The following is an 18116-nucleotide window of genomic DNA, read 5'->3' as shown; positions in this document are numbered from 1 at the left end:
AGTTTACATGGGCTTTTCCTTTTTTTTCGGAGAATTTGGGGTTATTTACTTGATTCCAAAAACACCCTTCTTCAAGGTACGCGCACCGGTATCAACCCGGACAAAGAAGCTGCCATGCGGCAAGCCACCCAAGCCTATCGAGGTCGCATTTCCGGTAAACACGCTGCTCTGCACCATGCGCCCCTGCATGTCGAAGATGCGGACAGTTTTCTGGCCCGGGGCCCCGACATCCACATAGAGGACGCCCGCCTCGACACGCAACGAGGCCGCAGCAGATGCGATTTCGGGTAAGGCCGTAGTACTGCTACTCGACTGCACCGCAGAACTACTGCTAGGCGGCAATACATAGCTGCTGCTCGGCGGCAAGGCGGAACTGCTGCTCACCTCTTCCGAAGAACTCGAAATCGGGTCCGGATTTTCCCATTCCACCTTGAACGTCACCGCGGAATCCGTCTCGACAATATCATAGATACGCAGGCCGAGGTTCTCGCCCGAATACGTAACAAACTGGTCAAACTCGACAACCTTCTTGTAGCCGGGGAACGGGTCCCCCATCAGGTTCGTATCCGTGAAGGGAGAATAGGAGAACCAACTCAATTTCAATCCGCTATCCTTGTCGGCGCGTATAAAGTTCATGCGATGATCGTCGCCCGTATTGACAATGTTGGTGTTGACCCAGGCGTTCTTGTCGTAGGCAATTCGCCAGACAAGCAGCCCGCTATTCGGCAGCGGAGCAATCTCATCGTATTTTGCACGGTAGTCCAGCACAAAGTACTCGTTCTTCCTGGACGAGGGGATGATAATGGCATCGTTCATATCGATACCGCGCAGAGTCACCTCGCCATTCACCTTGCGCAAGATGCGCGGAGTCAGCCAACCCAGGGAGAACCTCTCAAAACCGGTCAGGCGCGGGGGCGCACTTCCGCTCAATTCCAACGCATCCGAATAGGTATTGTACTCGCCCATATCCATCAGGCTCCAGATATACGGGGTCGAATAGTTATCGCCAGTTGTATCCTTCGTGTCGTAGAAGTCCGGAAGCCCGAGCACATGGCTGTATTCGTGAACCAGCACACCCATCCCCGCAAGGGCAGTCGACCTCGGGTTATTCACGTAGAGCACGCCGTTCAGTTCGCTAGAGCAGGCGAACTTTTCCACGTAGTAGCCTCCACCGACATTTATGGGCCACGTGTACCCCGCCTGCGGCCAGATGGCCTCTTCTATATCGGAATCCGCCTCGCCCACGCCGGCATAGATCATGTACACATAGTCTACGTACCGGTCTCCGTCGCGGTCGTACTTGCTAAACGTGACATCGCCCCGACTCTTAATGGCATTAATCGCCTCCTTGAGGGCCTCGTCCGGAATCTCGGACAAACCGTAGTAGGACTGCGATTTAGAAAGCGTTACCGGAGCCGCCACATCGAAGATCGGCTTGAGTTTCCCCATCGAATTCTCCACAAAGTAATCACGCACGCTCCAGCGCATTCCGTTTTCGGAATACCCTTCCTCGTTTAGGAAGCGCTGGAAGACCTGCTGCGGGTTTTGCGACGCGAACTTGACATCCGAAAATTCCACAAGGACCACCAGCACGTTACCCTCGCCCATCGTGACGACACTATCGAACGGTGGCCGCGTAGCCACGGAGAGCACGGAATCAAGCGCCGTGGAAGTGCGGGCAAAAGAACGGGCCGACCTGCGGAGCGGCAACACGTTCGATAGGGAATCCGCCTTTTTCAGATTATCCCTTTTCGCCTTCACGAACTTTCTGAGAATATCCTTCGGGTTGCGCTTTTCCAGGAACTTCTTCTCGACATCGCTGCGGTCACCCCGCTTGTGCAGCCGCACGCCCGTCGACACCCCCGATTCGTCGGCATAGTTCCAGAAACCGAGACTGTCGCGCACGACAAGATTCCCCTCTTCCGAAACCGTGTAATGGAGTTTTTCGTTACCGACCTTGCGGACAACCACTTCGGAACCATCGGGATTCTTCACCGCCATCGGATGCGGATACGCAGGAACCGCAAGACATTCACCCACAAGAGACATCACGAGGACCAGCAAAGGAGCCGAAACCTTTAGAAAACTCATACACTACCTCATTTTTAAAATAAGCTATTTCCACCCGTTCCGCTCATAAATTTTCCCCTGCGGAGTAAAGTTTCGTTGTCAAAATGTTAAAAGGAGGCCAAAACGGGAACTCCAACCACAAAAATTTATTAACGCAATTTGTGCGTTAAATAACAGAATCCGCGTTTATAGGCAACCAGGACACTCGGCTTTAGAGCACATCATGATACTATAAAAAGAGAAACATCGGCAAACTTAAAGAGCCACAACGGCCCAATTTAAGCCATTTTCACTATTTTTAACGCACGTTTTGCGTTATTTATGCGAATTTTTGGACTATTTTATCACGCACTATTGTTTATGCCGGGCAAAGAACCTACATTTGGCTGCACAACAAAGGAATCAACCATGTACTACGAAAGCATCAAAGTCCTCGACTGCACCATCCGCGACGGCGGCCTCGTCAACAAGCACGACTTCTCCCTGGAATTCGTCCGCCGCCTCTATACCCTCCTTTCCGCAGCCGGCATCGACTACATGGAAATGGGCTACAAGAACTCCCCCGAACTCTTTGACCCCAAGGAATACGGCCCGTGGAAATTCTGCGAAGACGACCTGCTCTGGAAGGTAAAAGACGGCATCGAATCCAAGATGAAGATGGCCGTGATGGCCGACGTGGGCCGTGTGAACATGGACGCCGTGAAGCCGGCAAGCGAGAGCCCCTACCAGATGTTCCGCGTGGCAAGCTACGTGAAGAACATCGACAAGGGCATCAGCATGGTGAACGCATTCCATGACATGGGCTACGAAACTACGCTCAACATCATGGCCGTGAGCCGCGACCGCGGTCCGGAACTTGACGAAGCGCTCCACCAGGTGAACGAAGAATGCAAGGCAGACATCCTGTACCTCGTCGACAGCTTCGGCGCCTTCTACCAGGAAGACATCGACAAGGAAATCACGCGCTACAGGAGCATCGTGAAGAACAAGCAGTTCGGCTTCCATGGACACAACAACCAGCAGCTCGCCTTCAGCAACACGATCCAGGCCATCATCGACCATGTCGACTACCTCGACGGTTCCGTGTCCGGCATGGGCCGCGGCGCCGGCAACTGCACCACCGAACTATTGCTCAGCTTCCTCAAGAACCCGAAATACGACCTGCGCCCGGTTCTCGACGCCATCCAGGAACTCTTCCTCCCGCTCAAGGAAAAGTACGAATGGGGCTACATCATCCCGCAGATGATCACGGGCATGCTCAACCGTCACCCGCAAGACGCCATCGCTGTCCGCAAGACGGAAGACAAGGACAAGTACCGCAAGTTCTACGAAAGAATGATTAACGATTAACTAATCTCTATCAATTTAAACAACGAAAAACGCAGACTCAATCGAGCCTGCGTTTCAAATTTAAAAGGCGATGCCGGAACGGTGTCCGGCATGACATATTGGGCGACTAGCGAACAACCTTGCGGTCGTCAGCAGTCATGTCGAGGAAGGCCTGGACAGTCATGGAACCCTTATCGCCGTCCTTGCGCTTACGCACAGAGACAACACCATCGGCAACTTCCTTCTCGCCGACGATGAGGAGGTACGGCACCTTCTGGAGTTCGCACTGGCGGATCTTGTAGCCGAGTTTCTCATTCGACTCATCCACTTCCACGCGGACGCCGGCGTTCACGAGTTCGCGTTCCACGGACTTGGCGTAGTCAACGAACTTCTCGGAAATCGGGAGCACGCGGGCCTGAACCGGAGCGAGCCACAGCGGGAAATCGCCCATGAATTCTTCGATAAGAATACCGAGGAAGCGTTCGATGGAACCGACGGCCGCACGGTGAAGCATCACCGGAATGTGCTTCTGGTTGTCCTTGCCGACATACTCGGCACCAAGGCGCTGCGGGAGGTTGAAGTCGACCTGGATCGTACCGCACTGCCAGTCACGACCGAGGCTGTCCTTCAGCGTGAATTCCAGCTTCGGGCCGTAGAAGGCTCCTTCACCCGGGTTCAAAATGTAGTCGAGGCCGGCGAGCTTGGTAGCTTCGGCGAGGGCGGCTTCAGCCTTGTCCCAAATTTCGTCGGAACCCACGCGCTTTTCGGGGCGGGTGGAGAACTTCACCACGATATCGTCGAAACCGAAGTCGTGGTAGATTTCCTTGACGAGGGCGCAGAAATCGGCCACTTCGCTTGCAATCTGGTCTTCGGTACAGAAGATGTGGGCGTCATCCTGCACAAAGCCGCGCACGCGCATCAGGCCGTGCATGGTGCCGGCAGGTTCGTAACGGTGGCACTTACCGAATTCGGCAAGGCGCATCGGAAGGTCACGCCAGCTGCGCAGCCCGGTGTTGAAAATCTGAATGTGGCAGGGGCAGTTCATCGGCTTCACAGCCATTTCCACGTCGCCAGCCAGCGTCTTGAACATGTTCTCGTTGTACTTGTCGGCGTGACCGGACTTGATCCACAAAGTCTTGTTCACAATTTCCGGCGTGATCACTTCGAGGTAGCCGCGACGGTCAATCTTTCCGCGGATGTAGTCCTTCAGGGCGTTCACCATCTTGGTGCCCTTCGGATGCCAGAACACCATGCCCGGAGAATGGTCTTCGATGTGGTAGAGGTCCATTTCCTTACCGATCTTGCGGTGGTCGCGCTTTTCGGCTTCTTCGAGGAACTTCAGGTAAGTTTCGAGACCTTCCTTGTCGGCAAAGCAGGTGCCGTACACGCGGGTCAGCTGGTCGCTGTTCTGGTCGCCGTGCCAGTAAGCACCCGACATCGAGAGCACCTTGAAATTCTTGAGCTTGCCTGTAGAAGGCACGTGGGGGCCGGCGCAGAGGTCTTCAAAGTTCTTGCCCGGTTCGCCAGTCACGTAGAAGCTGAGAGTACCGTCGCTACCTTCGCGGGCGAGAGCGCGTTCAGCGTTGTCCGTCTTGTACTTGTCGCCTTCGGTGCGCTTCAGGCCATCGGCGGCACTGACTTCGCAACGGGTAAACGGACGGTCTTCCTTGATGATTTCCTTCATGCGCTTTTCGATGCGCTCGAAATCCGACTGCTGGATCGGGGTCGGTGTCATCAAATCGTAGTAGAAACCCTTTTCGATAGCCGGACCGTAGGCGAGCTTGGTGCCCGGGAACAGGTCGCAGATGGCTTCGGCAAGCACGTGGCTGCAGCTGTGACGCAGGAGCATCAGTGCATCCGGGTCGTCATTGCTCGGCGTGATGATCTTGATGGTGCCGCTCTCGGTGAGCGGGCGCGTGAGGTCGAGGACCTTATCGCCGAGTTTGACGCCAAGCGCCTTGCGTGCAAGACCTTCGGAAATGCCCTTCGCAATTTCGAGGCCGGTGGTGCCCGATGCTACGGAACGTACGGAGCCATCGGGGAAGGTGAGTTCGATTTGAGACATAAGTAATCCTTTTTGTGGGCGGTTCTCGCCCGGTTCCCCAGAAATACGACATCTGGCGGTGCGCGCAAATGTAGAATTTGGCTTGCATTTCGGCAAATAAAAATGCCCGATTGTCACCCTGGAGCGCAGCGATAGGGTCCAAAAAGTGTCATTCTGACGCCGAAGGCGGAAGAATCCAGTCCTGATAATACAAAGGGGGAAGAATCCCCCTGATTGCAGCCCGCTACGCGGTCTTCCATCACCCCTTCGCCTAGGGGACTCGCCCCCTAAGACCCCGAAATGCTCTTTGGCAAAGTTTTTGACTATTTCTTTTGCTCAATTAAATTATCAGAGCATTCCGCAAGCTCTATCAAAAAGTCAATACAAGTTTTAAGTTTCTTTGTACCCACAGGTTGAGCTTTTTGTCCTTGTTTAAAAACACTAATTGAATTATGGGCCAACTCTCCACGGATAGCGGCAATATCATCTAGCTTTTTACAGCATTCATTTGAATCGTAATTAGTTGTTTTCCATTCTGTGGTTAAATCAAAACCTAAAAATTCTTTTGAAAGTTCTTTTATTCTAATTGTTTTGGGTGTTGCGTATTGACCTAGTGCATTTTCAATTTTTCGCGAATAAAAATCTCTAGGTATAAAATTACCAGTATCAGAATCATTCCAAGGCTTTCTAAATCGTGAGTATATAAACGTTTCCCATGCAGTAAAAGCTAATATGTATGCGGAACGACAAATTGCATTAGAATTATGTTTGTCTTCTTTTGCATCTTTTTTATTTAATTCGGATGCTAGAGCCATTAAACGTTTGGCATCCTCAATATCTTTTTTAAACTCTTTCAGCATTTCCGACATGATAGCGCTCCGGTTAATTTTTTAGATATAATAGTAATTCTATTGACACTGACAATCTATTTGTATATATTGTAGCTGATATTCGATAATCCTCGCGACAGTCGACATAGACCTTCGGGTCCGTACGTGCATTCGCGGCGGGGCGCATTAACCTTCTTGTTGATGCTGTTGGATAGCTGGTAGGAACACGACCTACTCGAGTGTGCTCGCTAAGGCGGGTGCCAAGTAACGCCGGGGAAAGCCCCCGCCAACAGAATCGCAAGATCATCCCATTCCGCGCAAGGCGTGGAAAATCTCAATACATAACAAATAAGCAAGGGCATGTTGCGCGCTGTTTTTCGGCGTAATCGCAACGGCCAGTCAAATTGTCGCCCAATGGTGACGGTTTTAATAGCGAGGCTATTCGATGACTTTGGAAGAACTCAAAAAACTGATTTCTAAAGATGAAACGAAGAATATTGAACTGAAAAAATCTACCGGCGAACTTCGAGAAGGCATGCATACGGCATGCGCCTTCCTGAATTCCGATGGCGGCGTTCTCGTTTTCGGTGTCACGCCTTCCTTGAGTATTGTTGGGCAAATCGTTTCTGAATCTACCCGTCGCGATATCGCGCAAGCGTTAGCGGGAATAGAACCTGCGGTCACCCCTGTTATTGAATATGTAGACATTCCCGACAAGGACAACCATCAAGTAATCGTACTGAGGTTCAATCCGTGGGTCTATGGGAATGACCCGTACACATTTCATGGAAGACCATACTATAGACTGGAAAGTGTCACTAAAGCAATGCCTAGGGATATGTTTGATGCTAGAATTCGGATCAACATGCCGCACAAATATTCGTGGGAAATGAGGGTGGCTGAGGGGTATTCTATAAAAGACCTTGATGTCAGCACAATTCGTGGCGTAGTCCGTCTCGGAGTCGAAGAAAAACGAATTCCGGTGGGGTCACTCAATGAGTCAATTAAAGTAATATTGAAAAAATGGAACCTGTTGGATGGCGACAATTTGCGGAACGCCGCTGTGTTTCTTTTTTCTAAGAGATTTTCGTATGATTATGAAATTCGAATGGCTCGTTTTAGAGGAACGGACAAAAATTACTTTATCGACAACCAGCAGGCTCATGGCAATTTCTTTGAACTGCTTGATGCGGGCATGTCGTTCTTTTTCAAGCATCTTTCTCTTAGCGGAGAAATCAAGGGGTTTAAAAGGGAAGAACACCTTGATGTTCCTGCAACGGCATTGCGTGAGGCTCTAATAAACGCCCTTTGCCATAGGGATTATGACATTTACCAGTGCTCTATCGGCATTGCCATATATGACGACCGTATAGAAATTGAAAGTCCGGGCTTGTTACCCCGCGAATTAACTCCCAAAACTATTAAGCGGTCGCATAAGTCGTATCCACGAAACGAGATTGTTGCGACGGTTCTCTATCAAATAACATACTTAGAAAAATGGGGCTCGGGAATAAAGCGCATAATGGATGCTTGCAAAGCTGAAGGTTCTCCACAACCCTTTTGGAGTGAAGAGGGTGGCTATACCGTGGTGACGTTCCCGATGAATAAACTGAACGGTAGGATTGTCACCCCAAATGAACCTCAAAATGAGCACCAAAATGAGCCTCAAAAACGAGCCTTAACTATTGAGAGTCTCATTGTTGAAAACGAAAGTATTAGTATAAACGCAATCGCAGAACGCCTGAATGCAGCTAGAATAACTGTTAGACGAGACCTCAAAAAACTTGGTTACGCTTGGGAAGGGGCGTCGAAAAATGGGCGTTGGGTGAAAAAGGAACCTACGTCCACAAGCTGGTAATGAACATAGGGCTTGCGTCGTCGGCTTTCTTGAAACCGCAATGCTCATAGAAGGCGAGTTCTTCGTTGTAGGCGACCACGACGATGCGGAGGTAATCCTTGTATATTTCATGTACCTTGTCGACGAGGACTTTTCCGATGCCTTTGCCCTGATATTCGGGGCGCACGAGCAGGTAATGCACGTAGGCGTTCATGATGCCATCGTCCATCGCGCAAATCATGCCTACGAGTTTGTCACCGTCCCAAGCTGAGATGACTGTCTTGAAATTCTTCATCGCGACGACGAGTTTGTCGGGGAAATGTCCCGAGGACCATTCGACGGAGAGGAAGAGGTCTTTTAAATCTTGTTCAGAAAATTCGTGGGTGTCTTTGTATTCGATGCTCATGTCTTACTTTTCCCACCTGCGATAAACGTTCGCGAGTATCGCACCCGAAATGTTGTGCCATACAGAGAATATGGCACCGGGGACGGTCGCCATGGCGAGGCCCGAGAACGCAGTCGCCGCAAGGCTTGTCGCAAGTCCGGAATTCTGCATGCCGATTTCGATGGAGAGTGCCTTTGTCTTGGGTGTAGAGAACTTCAGCAACTTGCCGAGGCCAAAACCGCAGCCGTAGCCGAGCAGGTTATGGAGTATCACGACGGCGAACACGATGGCACCCGTGGAGAGAATCTTCGCGGCATTGTGCGAGACGACTGCGGCCACAATCATCGCAATCGCAATCACGGAAACGAGCGGCAAGACCTTCACGGCGCGGACAGTCCATTTGCCAAAGAACTTGTTGATGATAAACCCGAGTGCAATCGGCACGATGACGACTTTCACGATGGAAAGGAACATCGCCAGCACGTCGACGTTCACGGTGGTGCGTAAGAGCAAATAAGTAATCGCCGGAGTCAGCACGGGAGCGAGCAGCGTGTTTACGCTCGTCATGCCCACGGAAAGCGCCACGTCGCCTTTCGAGAGGTAGGTGATGACGTTGCTGGAAGTGCCACCGGGGCACGTGCCCACGAGAACCACGCCCGCCATCAGTGCGGCATCGAGCCCGAAAATTTTGGAGAGCAAAAATGCGAGTGCCGGCATCACGATAAACTGCGATGCGCACCCGATGGTGATTTCCTTAGGGCGTGCAAATACAAGAGCAAAGTCGCTGAGCTTGAGCGTGAGCCCCATGCCGAACATCACGACCATCAAGAGGTAATTCACCCAACTGAGTTCAATCCAGAGGGTCGATTTCGGGACGAACAGCGAGAGCGCCGCGATGGCCAAAACCACGACCGCCATCCATTTGCCCACAAATTCACTGATTTTTTCAAGAACGTGCATTTGTAATCTCCAATTCAATTGCAAAAGATAGTCTTTTTTATTTATATTCAGCGCATGACCAATCTTATCAAGAAAGCTTTTATCGTTGTCGCCTTTTGTGGCGCATCGCTTTGCAGTTTCGCTGCAGACGTAAAACCTTACGTAAAAGCGGATGCGCTCCCGAATGCGCTCAACTTCTACCCGGCACCCCCCGATACCATGTCGCCGCAGTTCATGTACGATATGTCGCAGTACATTTGGGGCAAGACGATGCGCAAGGATTCCGCACGTGCGGCCCTGGCCGTAGCCCAGGCGGTAGAAACGGTCGAGGACATGGCCAAGATGTTCAGCGAACCCTTCGGCATGGAAATTTCGGCAAAGAAGACTCCTGCCATCATGAACCTGCTCGAACGAGGAATCCGGACGCTTAAGCAGGTGGGGAGCTTGCCCAAGAGGCATTACATGAGGCGCCGCCCCTACGACCGCTTTAACGAACCGACTCTTGTCCCTGCCGAAGAAGAGCGCCTGAGAACGAATGGTTCTTACCCGTCGGGGCATACCGTCCGTGCATGGTCCATGGCTTTGTTGCTGATAGAGGTGAATCCGTCCGCTCAGGATGCCTTGTTGAAATACGCATACGAATGGGGACAGAGCCGCGTGATTGCCGGGTTCCACTGGCAAAGCGACGTAGACGCCTCCAAGGTGCTTGTTTCGGGCGCCTACCCGAGCCTCCATACAAACGAAACCTTCATGGCCGACATGCGCAAGGCTCAGGCGGAATTCAAGAAACTTTCTGCCGCTAAGAACGGGAAGAAGGCGAAATAAGGTTACACGACCTAATCAAATTCGCCCAATCCAAACATCTTCTTGAAGCACTTTTCAAAATCGCTATTGAAGCCGTTATAGGTTTCAGCGCTGTAAACGACGTCGTCACTATTGCTAAACGCCACAGACTCGTGGTAGTTAAGGCTACAGCTTTTTTCGGTAATACTAAACGTCTCGTAGACACTCGTGCAAGTCCTTCCGTTTGACGTAAGCTTGTACGTAACAGAACGTTCATGGTAGCCCAACTTGGGGTTGACGACTTCAAGCAAGAAGGTCCGCCCATTCCGAAGGATTTCTATCGAGGTATTCGTCCTGTTGACTATCGTGTATTCGTACATCATCGGGTCATTGGACACCGGTTCAGAGAAGTACGCGATGCTTGCCGCACCAGGGCCATTGTACTGTCCATCCTGGGCGTCAAAAACCGCCGTCATCGACAACTGCATGCCGAACGTTCTTGTAAAGTCGAACGTACTTGCGAGTTCGCTCGTCTCCTTGAATGAGTCTCCGGAGATGGTAATTACCCTATTGGCCGTGAGGCCGCTGCTTTCGCCCGGAACCTCGTAGCCCAACCCGTTATAATAGCGGGCAACCCTCCATGTACCATCCAGTTCGCCAGGCGTTCCGGATGTTCTCACGAGCACAGACTCTCCCCCACTGTTTTTCAGGTAAAGCGTATCGTTAGAGAATGTATAGTCATACACAAACTCGTCAATATCTGCGGTCGGGTCCCATCTCATCCTTTTACTGTCAATTAGGCATTGACCGTTCGAATGCTGCCTAACCTGCTTGGATTCGGTGTCTATCTTGTAATAGTAGGTATCCTCTTCGCTGCCCCTGTCTGGCGGTTCATCCCAGCTAGATGTACTGCTAAACCCACAAGCAGTAAACGTGATTGCCGCAATAGAAGCTGCGGCCAAGCCAAAATATGTGAAATTATAAGAATGCATACATAGACTCCTTCATTTACAAGCAAATATATCTTTTTTTAGTTATGCGTAGAAAAAAAATCAAATTTCAATAGTTTCCTCGTCTCCCTTTATAAAAGAGACAAGGCGTTCTACCGTTTGGTCAAACTTGCTCTTTACAGAGCATTCCCAGACGGTGGCAACGCGGTAGCCCATCAGGGATAGTTTCCAGTTCGTCTTGATATCGCGCACCATATTATTCGTGAATTTTTCGTTCCAGAATTCGGGATTGCTCTTGGGGCGACTCGTAAACTTGCAGCCATGCTGGTGCCAGAAGCAGCCGTTTATAAATACAACTACGCCGTATTTAAGGATAAATAGATCCGGTGACCCGGGCAAATCTCGCCGGTGTAACCTGTAACGCAGTCCTGCGTCAAACAACGCCCGCCGTACAAGCAGTTCCGGCTGCGTATCTACGGAATGAACCGCCTGCATCATCTGCGAGCGGTTCATCGGGGTATGTCTCTTGCGCTTGCGAGGCATAGTTACGGGCTACATCTCTTCGAGTTCCTTGCCCTTCGTCTCCTTGATGAACTTAGCCACAAAGAAGATGCTGAAGATGGCGAAGAACGAATAGATGGCGTATGTCGGGCCCACGCCGATGCCCTGCTTGCCCGTAAGCACCGGGAAGCTCCAGGTGACGATAAAGTTCGCTCCCCACTGCGCAAGGCCGCAGATGGCGATGGCCACCGTACGGATGCGGTTGTTGAACATTTCGCCGAGCATCACCCACATGACCGGGCCCCAAGACACCGCGAAGAAGGTGATGTAGAGGTTTGCGGCAATGAGCGCGATGACGCCCGCAGCTCCGGGGAGGCTACCGTCAGCACCCGCATTCATGAAGCATATCGTGAGCGTGCTGAGCGTTACAGCCATACCGACGCTACCGATAAGCAAGAGCGGCTTACGGCCAATTTTGTCGATAAGCATGATGGCGGCGATAGTCATGACGAGGTTGATGGCACTCGAGATGACGCTCGTGAGGAAGGCGTCGCTTTCGCCGAAGCCTACGCTCTGCCAGAGCATTGTGCCATAGTAGAAGATGACGTTGATACCCACAAGCTGCTGCAAGATAGCAAGGCCGAGGCCTGCCCACAAAATCGGGGTAATGCGCTTTTTGCCACCAATCATTTCAAGCAGGTCGCTGAACTTGGAAGGTTTCTCGTTGCGGAAGGTCTCGTGGATGGCTTCAATTTCCTTGTCGACGCCTTCGGAATCAATCTTGGCAAGGACGCGCTTGGCGTCGTCAATGAGACCTTTGTGAACAAGGTAACGTGGCGATTCCGGAAGCCTCCATGCGGCAAGGCCGTAGAGCGCCGCCGGAATGATTTCGACCCAGAACATGATTTGCCAGGCCTTGAAGCCGCCAATAAACGTATTGTTCGCAGAACCCGCAATGCGTACGATGACGTAGTTCGAGAGGAGCGCTACGAAAATACCAATCACGATAGCGAACTGCTGCATGGAGCCAAGACGCCCACGCAAGTGCGCAGGAGCCGTTTCGGCAATGTAGATGGGGGCGATGATGCTTGCGACGCCGATGCCCACGCCACCGATAATGCGCCACATGATAAAGTCAGGAATGCCGAACGGAACACCGGAACCGATGGCACTAATCAAGAACAGGAACGAAGCCGCAAGCATGCAGCGCACGCGGCCGAAGGTGTCGGCTAGGCGGCCCGCAAAGAATGCTCCTGCTGCGGCACCGATAAGTGCAAGGGAAACGGACCAGGCGAGTTCATAGTCCGTTGCGTTAAAGTGGATTTTAAGGGCTCCGTTTGCACCGTTAATAACGGAAGAATCAAAGCCGAAGAGGAACCCGCCAATGGCCGCAGCCAAGGTAATCAAGATAATGTGGCCCATGTGCTCTTTTTTCTGGGACATGAAAACTCCTTTTTTGGAAACGTCTTATGGCTAAACTAGTAGAAACTGCGCAAAAAAGCCACTTTGAAAAGAATAAATAGCACAAAACGATATTCCAAGTTGGAATAAGGAAGGGGCTTCGCCGCTAAATTGCTAAATTTGAACCCGAAAATTTAATGATGGGCATGTAATGCCCCTGAGGTTCAAAAATGTTTCGTGAAGTAAAGAAAGAAGAGACCTTCCCGCAGATCGAAGAGCGTGTGCTCGGCTTGTGGGACAAGGATGAATCGTTCAAGAAGTCGCTGGACTCCCGTCCGGAAACCGAACCGTACACTTTCTACGATGGCCCTCCGTTTGCAACGGGCCTTCCGCACTACGGTCACTTGCTTGCCGGTACCATCAAGGATATCGTGCCGCGTTACTGGACCATGAAGGGCAAGAAGGTTCCGCGTGGTTTCGGTTGGGACTGCCACGGTCTTCCGATTGAATCTCTTGTGCAGAACGAACTCGGTCTCGCGGGCGTTGCCGAAATCCAGAAGCTCGGTGTGGACAAGTTCAACGAAACCTGCCGTAGTAAGGTGCTCAAGTACACCAGCGAATGGAAGAAGACCGTGCGCCGCATGGGCCGCTGGGTGGACTTCGACAAGGGCTACAAGACCATGGACAAGAACTTCATGGAATCTGTGTGGTGGGTGTTCAAGCAGTGCTTCGACAAGGGCCTCATCTACCAGGGCTACCGCATCCAGCCGTACAGCCCGGCTCTCGCGACTCCGCTTTCGAACTTCGAAACGAACCAGGGCTATAAGGACCGTCAGGACCCGTCCCTCACGCTGATTTTCCCGCTTAACACGGACGAAGCCAAGTTCAAGGACACGAGCATCCTCGTGTGGACGACGACCCCGTGGACTTTGTACTCCAACTTCTGCATCGTTGTGGGCCCGGACATGGACTACAACCTTGTGGAACAGGACGGCAAGAAGTACTGGATTGCCGCTAGCCGTACCGCCGCCTACTTCAAGAACCCGAACATCGTCGATACCTGCAAGGGCTCCGAACTCGTGGGCAAGGACTACGAGCCGCTCTCCCGCATTTCCGATGCGTTCGTGACGCCGGACCAGCTGTCCCGCCACTACAAGATTTACCCCGCCGACTACGTGAGTACCGAAGACGGTACCGGCGCCGTGCATACAGCTCCTTCCTTCGGTGAAGAAGACTTCCAGAAGGGCGCTGAGCTTGACCTCGGCCTTTTCGACCCGCTCGATACCGAAGGCAAGTTCACCGACAAGGTCCCGATGTGGAAGGGCCTCGGTGCGAAGGAAGCCGACAAGGAAATTATCCGCTACTTCAAGGAACAGGGCCGCGTGTTCAAGCAGGACGTGATTGTCCACAGCTACCCGCACTGCTGGCGTACCGGCGTTCCTCTGATTTACCGTGCCCTCAAGACGTGGTTCTTGAAGATTGACGCCCCTGTCACGAGCAAGGACGGCGTGACCAAGACCCTGAAGGAATGGATGGTCGAAAACAACCAGACCGTGAACTGGGTCCCGGACCACATCAAGAACGGACGCTTTGGCAAGTGGCTCGAAGGTGCCCGCGACTGGAACCTTTCCCGTAACCGCTTCTGGGGTACGCCGATTCCGGTGTGGCTCTCTGATGACGGCGACATGATTGCTGTGGGCTCCATCGAAGAACTGCAGCAGCTCACCGGCGTGAAGCTCGATGACTTGCACAAGCATTTTGTGGACAAGCTTACCATCGAAAAGAACGGCAAGGTCTACCGCCGTACGCCGGAAGTTTTCGACTGCTGGTTTGAATCCGGTTCTATGCCGTATGCCAGCCGCCATTACCCGTTCGAAAACAAGGAACTCGTGGAACGCAGCTTCCCGGCGGACTTCATTGCCGAAGGTTTGGACCAGACCCGCGGTTGGTTCTACACGCTGACGGTGCTTTCGAACGCTTTGTTCCAGAAGCCCGCATTCAAGAACGTGATTGTGAACGGTATTATCTTGGCCGAAGACGGCTCCAAGATGAGTAAGTCCAAGCGCAACTACCCGGACCCGAACGACCTCATCGAACGTACGGGTGCCGACGCTATTCGCTTGTTCATGATCAACTCCGCCGCTTTGAAGGCCGAAGATCTCCGCTTTAGCGAAGAAGGCGTGAAGGGCATCGTGAAGCAGGTGATGCTGCCGCTTTGGAACGCTGTGGCATTCTTTGTCTCTAACCACAACGCCGACGCCGCCAAGGGCCAGTTGAATTGGAAACCGGGTCAGGAAGTGAAGTCTGACAACGAACTTGACCGCTGGATGCTTGCAACGCTGCAGGATCTCGCCGCCAAGGTCGAAGTGGAAATGAAGGCTTACCGCCTGTACAACGTGGTGCCCGCCGTGATTGCCGCGGTGGATGACCTCACGAACTGGTACGTGCGCCGCAGCCGCCGCCGTTTCTGGAAGTCCGAAAACGATGGCGACAAGAACGCCGCCTACGCCACCATGTACAAGGTGCTCGTAGACTTCTCCAAGATTCTCGCCCCGTTCCTCCCGCTCCTCGCCGAAGAAATCTACCAGATTCTCGTTCGCGAAGTCGATGCCAACGCTCCGGTGAGCGTGCACCTCTGCGAATTCCCGAGCGCCGACAAGTCCCTGATGGACGAAAAGCTCGTGGAACGCATCGCCATGGTGCGTGGCATGGTCGAAATGGGCCGTGTAATTCGCGCTACGAACAACGTAAAGAACCGCATGCCGATTGCCAGCATGACGGTGGTTGCTCACGGCACCGAAGAAAAGAACGTCGCCGAGACCATGAAGGACTTGATCCTCGAAGAACTCAACGTTCGCGAAATGAAGTTCCTCGAAGACGAAACCAAGCTCGTGCAGCTCTCTGCCAAGCCGAACTTCCTTGCCATCAAGGCTAAGGGCCCGGATTACGCGAAGAACATGAAGGTGATTTCTGCTAAGCTCAACAGCCTTACTGTTGACGAAATCAAGGCTCTGCAGAATGGCGAAACCATCAAGTTCGACTTCGGTGAAGTCGGTGCCGACTGCCTGATGCTCAACCGCATCGTGGCCGACGGCATGGCCGTGGAAGCCAACCAGCACTTTACCGTGGCTCTGGACCTCAAGATTACGGACGAACTCCGCCGCGCCTGCGTGGCCCGCGAACTCGTGAACCGCATCCAGAACCGCCGTAAGGACCAAAACTACGCTATCTCCGACAAGATCGAAGTGACGCTGTTCTCTGCAAGCGAAGTCTTCAAGCAGGCTGTCGCGGAGAACGAGGCGTACATTGCCGGCGAGACGCAGGCCGTTGCCATCAAGTGGGCTGCTGCCGCCGATGGCCTCGAAGCCAACGACGCCGACGGAGAGGCGTTCGCCTTCACAACGGTCCGCGCATAATTGACAGGAATGTCATTCACGACGCCCTAATGTCATCCCCGCGCAGGCGGGGATCTTTTTTTATATTCATAACCATGAAGTTTGTTAGGAATCTGATTCTCGTTTTTATTCTCATTCTGCCAATGGAATCAAAAGCGGAATTTTTTCCCTTATTTTCAGAATTAAGGGACACAACAAACTCCGAAAAGCCCCTCCCTTTTTTTGCGTATTTCATACCTCTTCCATTTAATATTACGATTGGAGGTGGCTCTAATATGTTTTCTGTGGGAACAGACATGTTGTTTGCCGCTCCTCTTAGTGTAATATATGAGAATGAAACTACAAGGCCAGATTCCGTTGCAGGACCATGGACGCCAAATCATATTTTGGCATGGACGAATCGTTTTCGAATGATTTATGATTACAGCAACCATCAATACGGCTTTTTCTTTCAGCCGCATCTACGGTATCTCTACAAATGGATGCTTGCCGATATTGCTGTCGGCCCGGAAATCGGATGGCAAACAAAAACAGGATTTGAATGGGGAGCGTCAATAAGACTGAATAGCCTGTTGACGCTTTGTTTGGCGGATCTTGAATTCGGTTATTTTGCAAATACGAAAAAATATTATTTCAACGTATTGTTTGACTTGTCTATCAAACTGCTGATGGATTAATTTCTGGGCAGCGATGTCCATTTAGAATTATTCCGCGAATCCCGGAGGGGGCAGGTGCATGCCAGCCATCAGGAGTTTGTTGTCGCTTGCGTATTGCATGATGCGCTTGCGGCTTTCGGCGGATTTCGGTTTATCCATGTCGTAGTTGGAATTGATTTCGGGGTGGTCCTTTTGCAATGCGTAACCGTGCATCAGGTCGCCGACGATAAGCAGGTTCGCTAGCTGGAATGCGGTGTGGCCAGGCGTGTGTCCGACGGCGTCCATCGCTAGCACGCCATGGGGGAGCGTGTCACCGAATGCGAACAAGTGAAGGCTATCCTTGTAGAGCGCCATGATGTTCTTCTGCAAATCATTTTTCGGGATGTCGTTCATCCAGGCGTCATATTCCACCTTGCCCGCATACACGGCGGCGTTTTTGAAAGCCTTCGCATCGTTACCGGCGTCATCCTTTGCGACAAGGCCCGAGATGTGGTCCACATGGAAATGCGTAAGGTAGATAAGCCCGATGCTGTCGGGGTTCACGCCGAGAGCGGCGAGGCGCTTCTGGAGCTGTCCGCCGAAAGCCCCGAGGCCTGCGTCGAACAATATGTACTTGCCATCGACCTTCACGAGGAACGTGCTCACGCTGGCCGGGATGCCGTCGGGCATGTTCAGGCTGTTGTAGAGGGAGTCGCTCGCATCGCTGAAGAGGCTCCGCGGATTCAGTTTTTCGCCCTCGTTGTCCTGAATCCAGGTGACGCTCGCCCCATTTGAAAGCGTGAGCGTCTTGGTACCTTCGACCTGTGCGAAGGTTGCTGAGCCAGCCGAAGCATCGGCAGCGGGCGTCTCGGATTCCGCGACAGCGGTATTTGCCGGCGCGGCAGTTTCAGCGGTTTCCTTGGCGGTCTTGGTGTCGCTGCAAGCGGCGACAAGCATCGAAAGCGTTATTGATCCGAGGATAGCGAAAATTTTGTTCATGGCGACTCCTTGACACTG

At 52.3% G+C, this 18116-nt stretch carries 14 protein-coding genes; 5 read left to right on the top strand and 9 right to left on the bottom strand.

Features of this window, described 5'->3' with window-relative positions; genetic code table 11:
- Window positions 1–45: 45 nt before the first annotated feature.
- Window positions 46–2091, bottom strand: a complete 2046-nt coding sequence (locus tag B7994_RS07105; RefSeq protein ID WP_088637761.1) for a M6 family metalloprotease domain-containing protein — start codon at window positions 2089–2091, stop codon at window positions 46–48.
- 387 nt (window positions 2092–2478) lie between these two features.
- On the opposite strand from B7994_RS07105, the gene B7994_RS07100 reads away from it, so the two are divergent.
- Window positions 2479–3420, top strand: a complete 942-nt coding sequence (locus B7994_RS07100; protein ID WP_088637760.1) for an aldolase catalytic domain-containing protein — start codon at window positions 2479–2481, stop codon at window positions 3418–3420.
- Between the two features lie 106 nt (window positions 3421–3526).
- Here B7994_RS07100 and thrS read toward each other — a convergent pair whose 3' ends face one another.
- Together thrS and B7994_RS07090 are read right to left on the bottom strand one after the other, a co-directional pair.
- Window positions 3527–5464, bottom strand: coding sequence for a threonine--tRNA ligase (thrS, locus tag B7994_RS07095; RefSeq protein WP_088637759.1), 1938 nt, complete (start codon window positions 5462–5464; stop codon window positions 3527–3529).
- Window positions 5465–5766: 302 nt separating this feature from the next.
- Window positions 5767–6312 carry a HEPN domain-containing protein gene (locus B7994_RS07090; protein WP_088637758.1) on the bottom strand — a complete coding sequence of 182 codons (546 nt, stop codon included), beginning with the start codon at window positions 6310–6312 and terminating at the stop codon, window positions 5767–5769.
- A gap of 406 nt (window positions 6313–6718) precedes the next feature.
- Here B7994_RS07090 and B7994_RS07085 point away from each other — a divergent pair, with 406 nt between their 5' ends.
- Window positions 6719–8131 (top strand): ATP-binding protein, encoded by a 1413-nt coding sequence (locus tag B7994_RS07085; protein WP_088637757.1) that lies wholly within the window; start codon window positions 6719–6721, stop codon window positions 8129–8131.
- On the opposite strand, the gene B7994_RS07080 is transcribed toward B7994_RS07085, so the two are convergent.
- Window positions 8112–8516 (bottom strand): GNAT family N-acetyltransferase, encoded by a 405-nt coding sequence (locus tag B7994_RS07080; RefSeq protein WP_088637756.1) that lies wholly within the window; start codon window positions 8514–8516, stop codon window positions 8112–8114. The two genes, B7994_RS07085 and B7994_RS07080, sit on opposite strands and share 20 nt — an antisense overlap.
- Window positions 8517–8519: 3 nt before the next feature.
- The gene (locus tag B7994_RS07075; protein WP_088637755.1) at window positions 8520–9455 is read right to left on the bottom strand and encodes a bile acid:sodium symporter family protein; all 936 of its coding nucleotides are present in this window, start codon (window positions 9453–9455) and stop codon (window positions 8520–8522) included.
- 54 nt (window positions 9456–9509) lie between these two features.
- On the opposite strand from B7994_RS07075, the gene B7994_RS07070 reads away from it, so the two are divergent.
- Entirely contained in the window at window positions 9510–10259 is a 750-nt protein-coding gene (locus B7994_RS07070) for a phosphatase PAP2 family protein (protein WP_088637754.1), read from the top strand.
- A gap of 11 nt (window positions 10260–10270) precedes the next feature.
- On the opposite strand, the gene B7994_RS07065 is transcribed toward B7994_RS07070, so the two are convergent.
- Genes B7994_RS07065 through B7994_RS07055 form a run of 3 tightly spaced genes read right to left on the bottom strand, consistent with a single transcriptional unit; the run spans window position 10271 to window position 13111 of the window.
- Window positions 10271–11209, bottom strand: a complete 939-nt coding sequence (locus tag B7994_RS07065) for a hypothetical protein (RefSeq protein WP_088637753.1) — start codon at window positions 11207–11209, stop codon at window positions 10271–10273.
- Window positions 11210–11269: 60 nt separating this feature from the next.
- Window positions 11270–11710, bottom strand: a complete 441-nt coding sequence (locus B7994_RS07060) for a very short patch repair endonuclease (RefSeq protein WP_088637752.1) — start codon at window positions 11708–11710, stop codon at window positions 11270–11272.
- Between the two features lie 9 nt (window positions 11711–11719).
- Window positions 11720–13111 carry a sugar porter family MFS transporter gene (locus B7994_RS07055; protein ID WP_088637751.1) on the bottom strand — a complete coding sequence of 464 codons (1392 nt, stop codon included), beginning with the start codon at window positions 13109–13111 and terminating at the stop codon, window positions 11720–11722.
- Between the two features lie 188 nt (window positions 13112–13299).
- On the opposite strand from B7994_RS07055, the gene ileS reads away from it, so the two are divergent.
- Entirely contained in the window at window positions 13300–16485 is a 3186-nt protein-coding gene (gene ileS, locus B7994_RS07050; protein WP_088637750.1) for an isoleucine--tRNA ligase, read from the top strand.
- 74 nt (window positions 16486–16559) lie between these two features.
- Window positions 16560–17141: a hypothetical protein gene (locus B7994_RS07045; protein ID WP_144063790.1), complete on the top strand. Its 582-nt coding sequence runs from the start codon at window positions 16560–16562 to the stop codon at window positions 17139–17141.
- 27 nt (window positions 17142–17168) lie between these two features.
- Here B7994_RS07045 and B7994_RS07040 read toward each other — a convergent pair whose 3' ends face one another.
- Window positions 17169–18098, bottom strand: a complete 930-nt coding sequence (locus B7994_RS07040) for an MBL fold metallo-hydrolase (protein WP_088637748.1) — start codon at window positions 18096–18098, stop codon at window positions 17169–17171.
- Window positions 18099–18116: the final 18 nt, after the last annotated feature.

It is taken from the genome of Fibrobacter sp. UWR2 (assembly GCF_002210285.1).
Taxonomy (GTDB): Bacteria; Fibrobacterota; Fibrobacteria; order Fibrobacterales; family Fibrobacteraceae; genus Fibrobacter.
Note: the sequence above shows the minus strand (reverse complement) of the source record. Positions and strands in the feature narration are given on the sequence as shown.

Bases quoted from the DNA above. Each gene is read 5' to 3' on its own strand.
- B7994_RS07105 (WP_088637761.1), bottom strand. From the start codon at position 2,091: ATGAGTTTTCTAAAGGTTTCGGCTCCTTTGCTGGTCCTCGTGATGTCT.
- B7994_RS07100 (WP_088637760.1), top strand. From the start codon at position 2,479: ATGTACTACGAAAGCATCAAAGTCCTCGACTGCACCATCCGCGACGGC.
- thrS (WP_088637759.1), bottom strand. From the start codon at position 5,464: ATGTCTCAAATCGAACTCACCTTCCCCGATGGCTCCGTACGTTCCGTA.
- B7994_RS07090 (WP_088637758.1), bottom strand. From the start codon at position 6,312: ATGTCGGAAATGCTGAAAGAGTTTAAAAAAGATATTGAGGATGCCAAA.
- B7994_RS07085 (WP_088637757.1), top strand. From the start codon at position 6,719: ATGACTTTGGAAGAACTCAAAAAACTGATTTCTAAAGATGAAACGAAG.
- B7994_RS07080 (WP_088637756.1), bottom strand. From the start codon at position 8,516: ATGAGCATCGAATACAAAGACACCCACGAATTTTCTGAACAAGATTTA.
- B7994_RS07075 (WP_088637755.1), bottom strand. From the start codon at position 9,455: ATGCACGTTCTTGAAAAAATCAGTGAATTTGTGGGCAAATGGATGGCG.
- B7994_RS07070 (WP_088637754.1), top strand. From the start codon at position 9,510: ATGACCAATCTTATCAAGAAAGCTTTTATCGTTGTCGCCTTTTGTGGC.
- B7994_RS07065 (WP_088637753.1), bottom strand. From the start codon at position 11,209: ATGCATTCTTATAATTTCACATATTTTGGCTTGGCCGCAGCTTCTATT.
- B7994_RS07060 (WP_088637752.1), bottom strand. From the start codon at position 11,710: ATGCCTCGCAAGCGCAAGAGACATACCCCGATGAACCGCTCGCAGATG.
- B7994_RS07055 (WP_088637751.1), bottom strand. From the start codon at position 13,111: ATGTCCCAGAAAAAAGAGCACATGGGCCACATTATCTTGATTACCTTG.
- ileS (WP_088637750.1), top strand. From the start codon at position 13,300: ATGTTTCGTGAAGTAAAGAAAGAAGAGACCTTCCCGCAGATCGAAGAG.
- B7994_RS07045 (WP_144063790.1), top strand. From the start codon at position 16,560: ATGAAGTTTGTTAGGAATCTGATTCTCGTTTTTATTCTCATTCTGCCA.
- B7994_RS07040 (WP_088637748.1), bottom strand. From the start codon at position 18,098: ATGAACAAAATTTTCGCTATCCTCGGATCAATAACGCTTTCGATGCTT.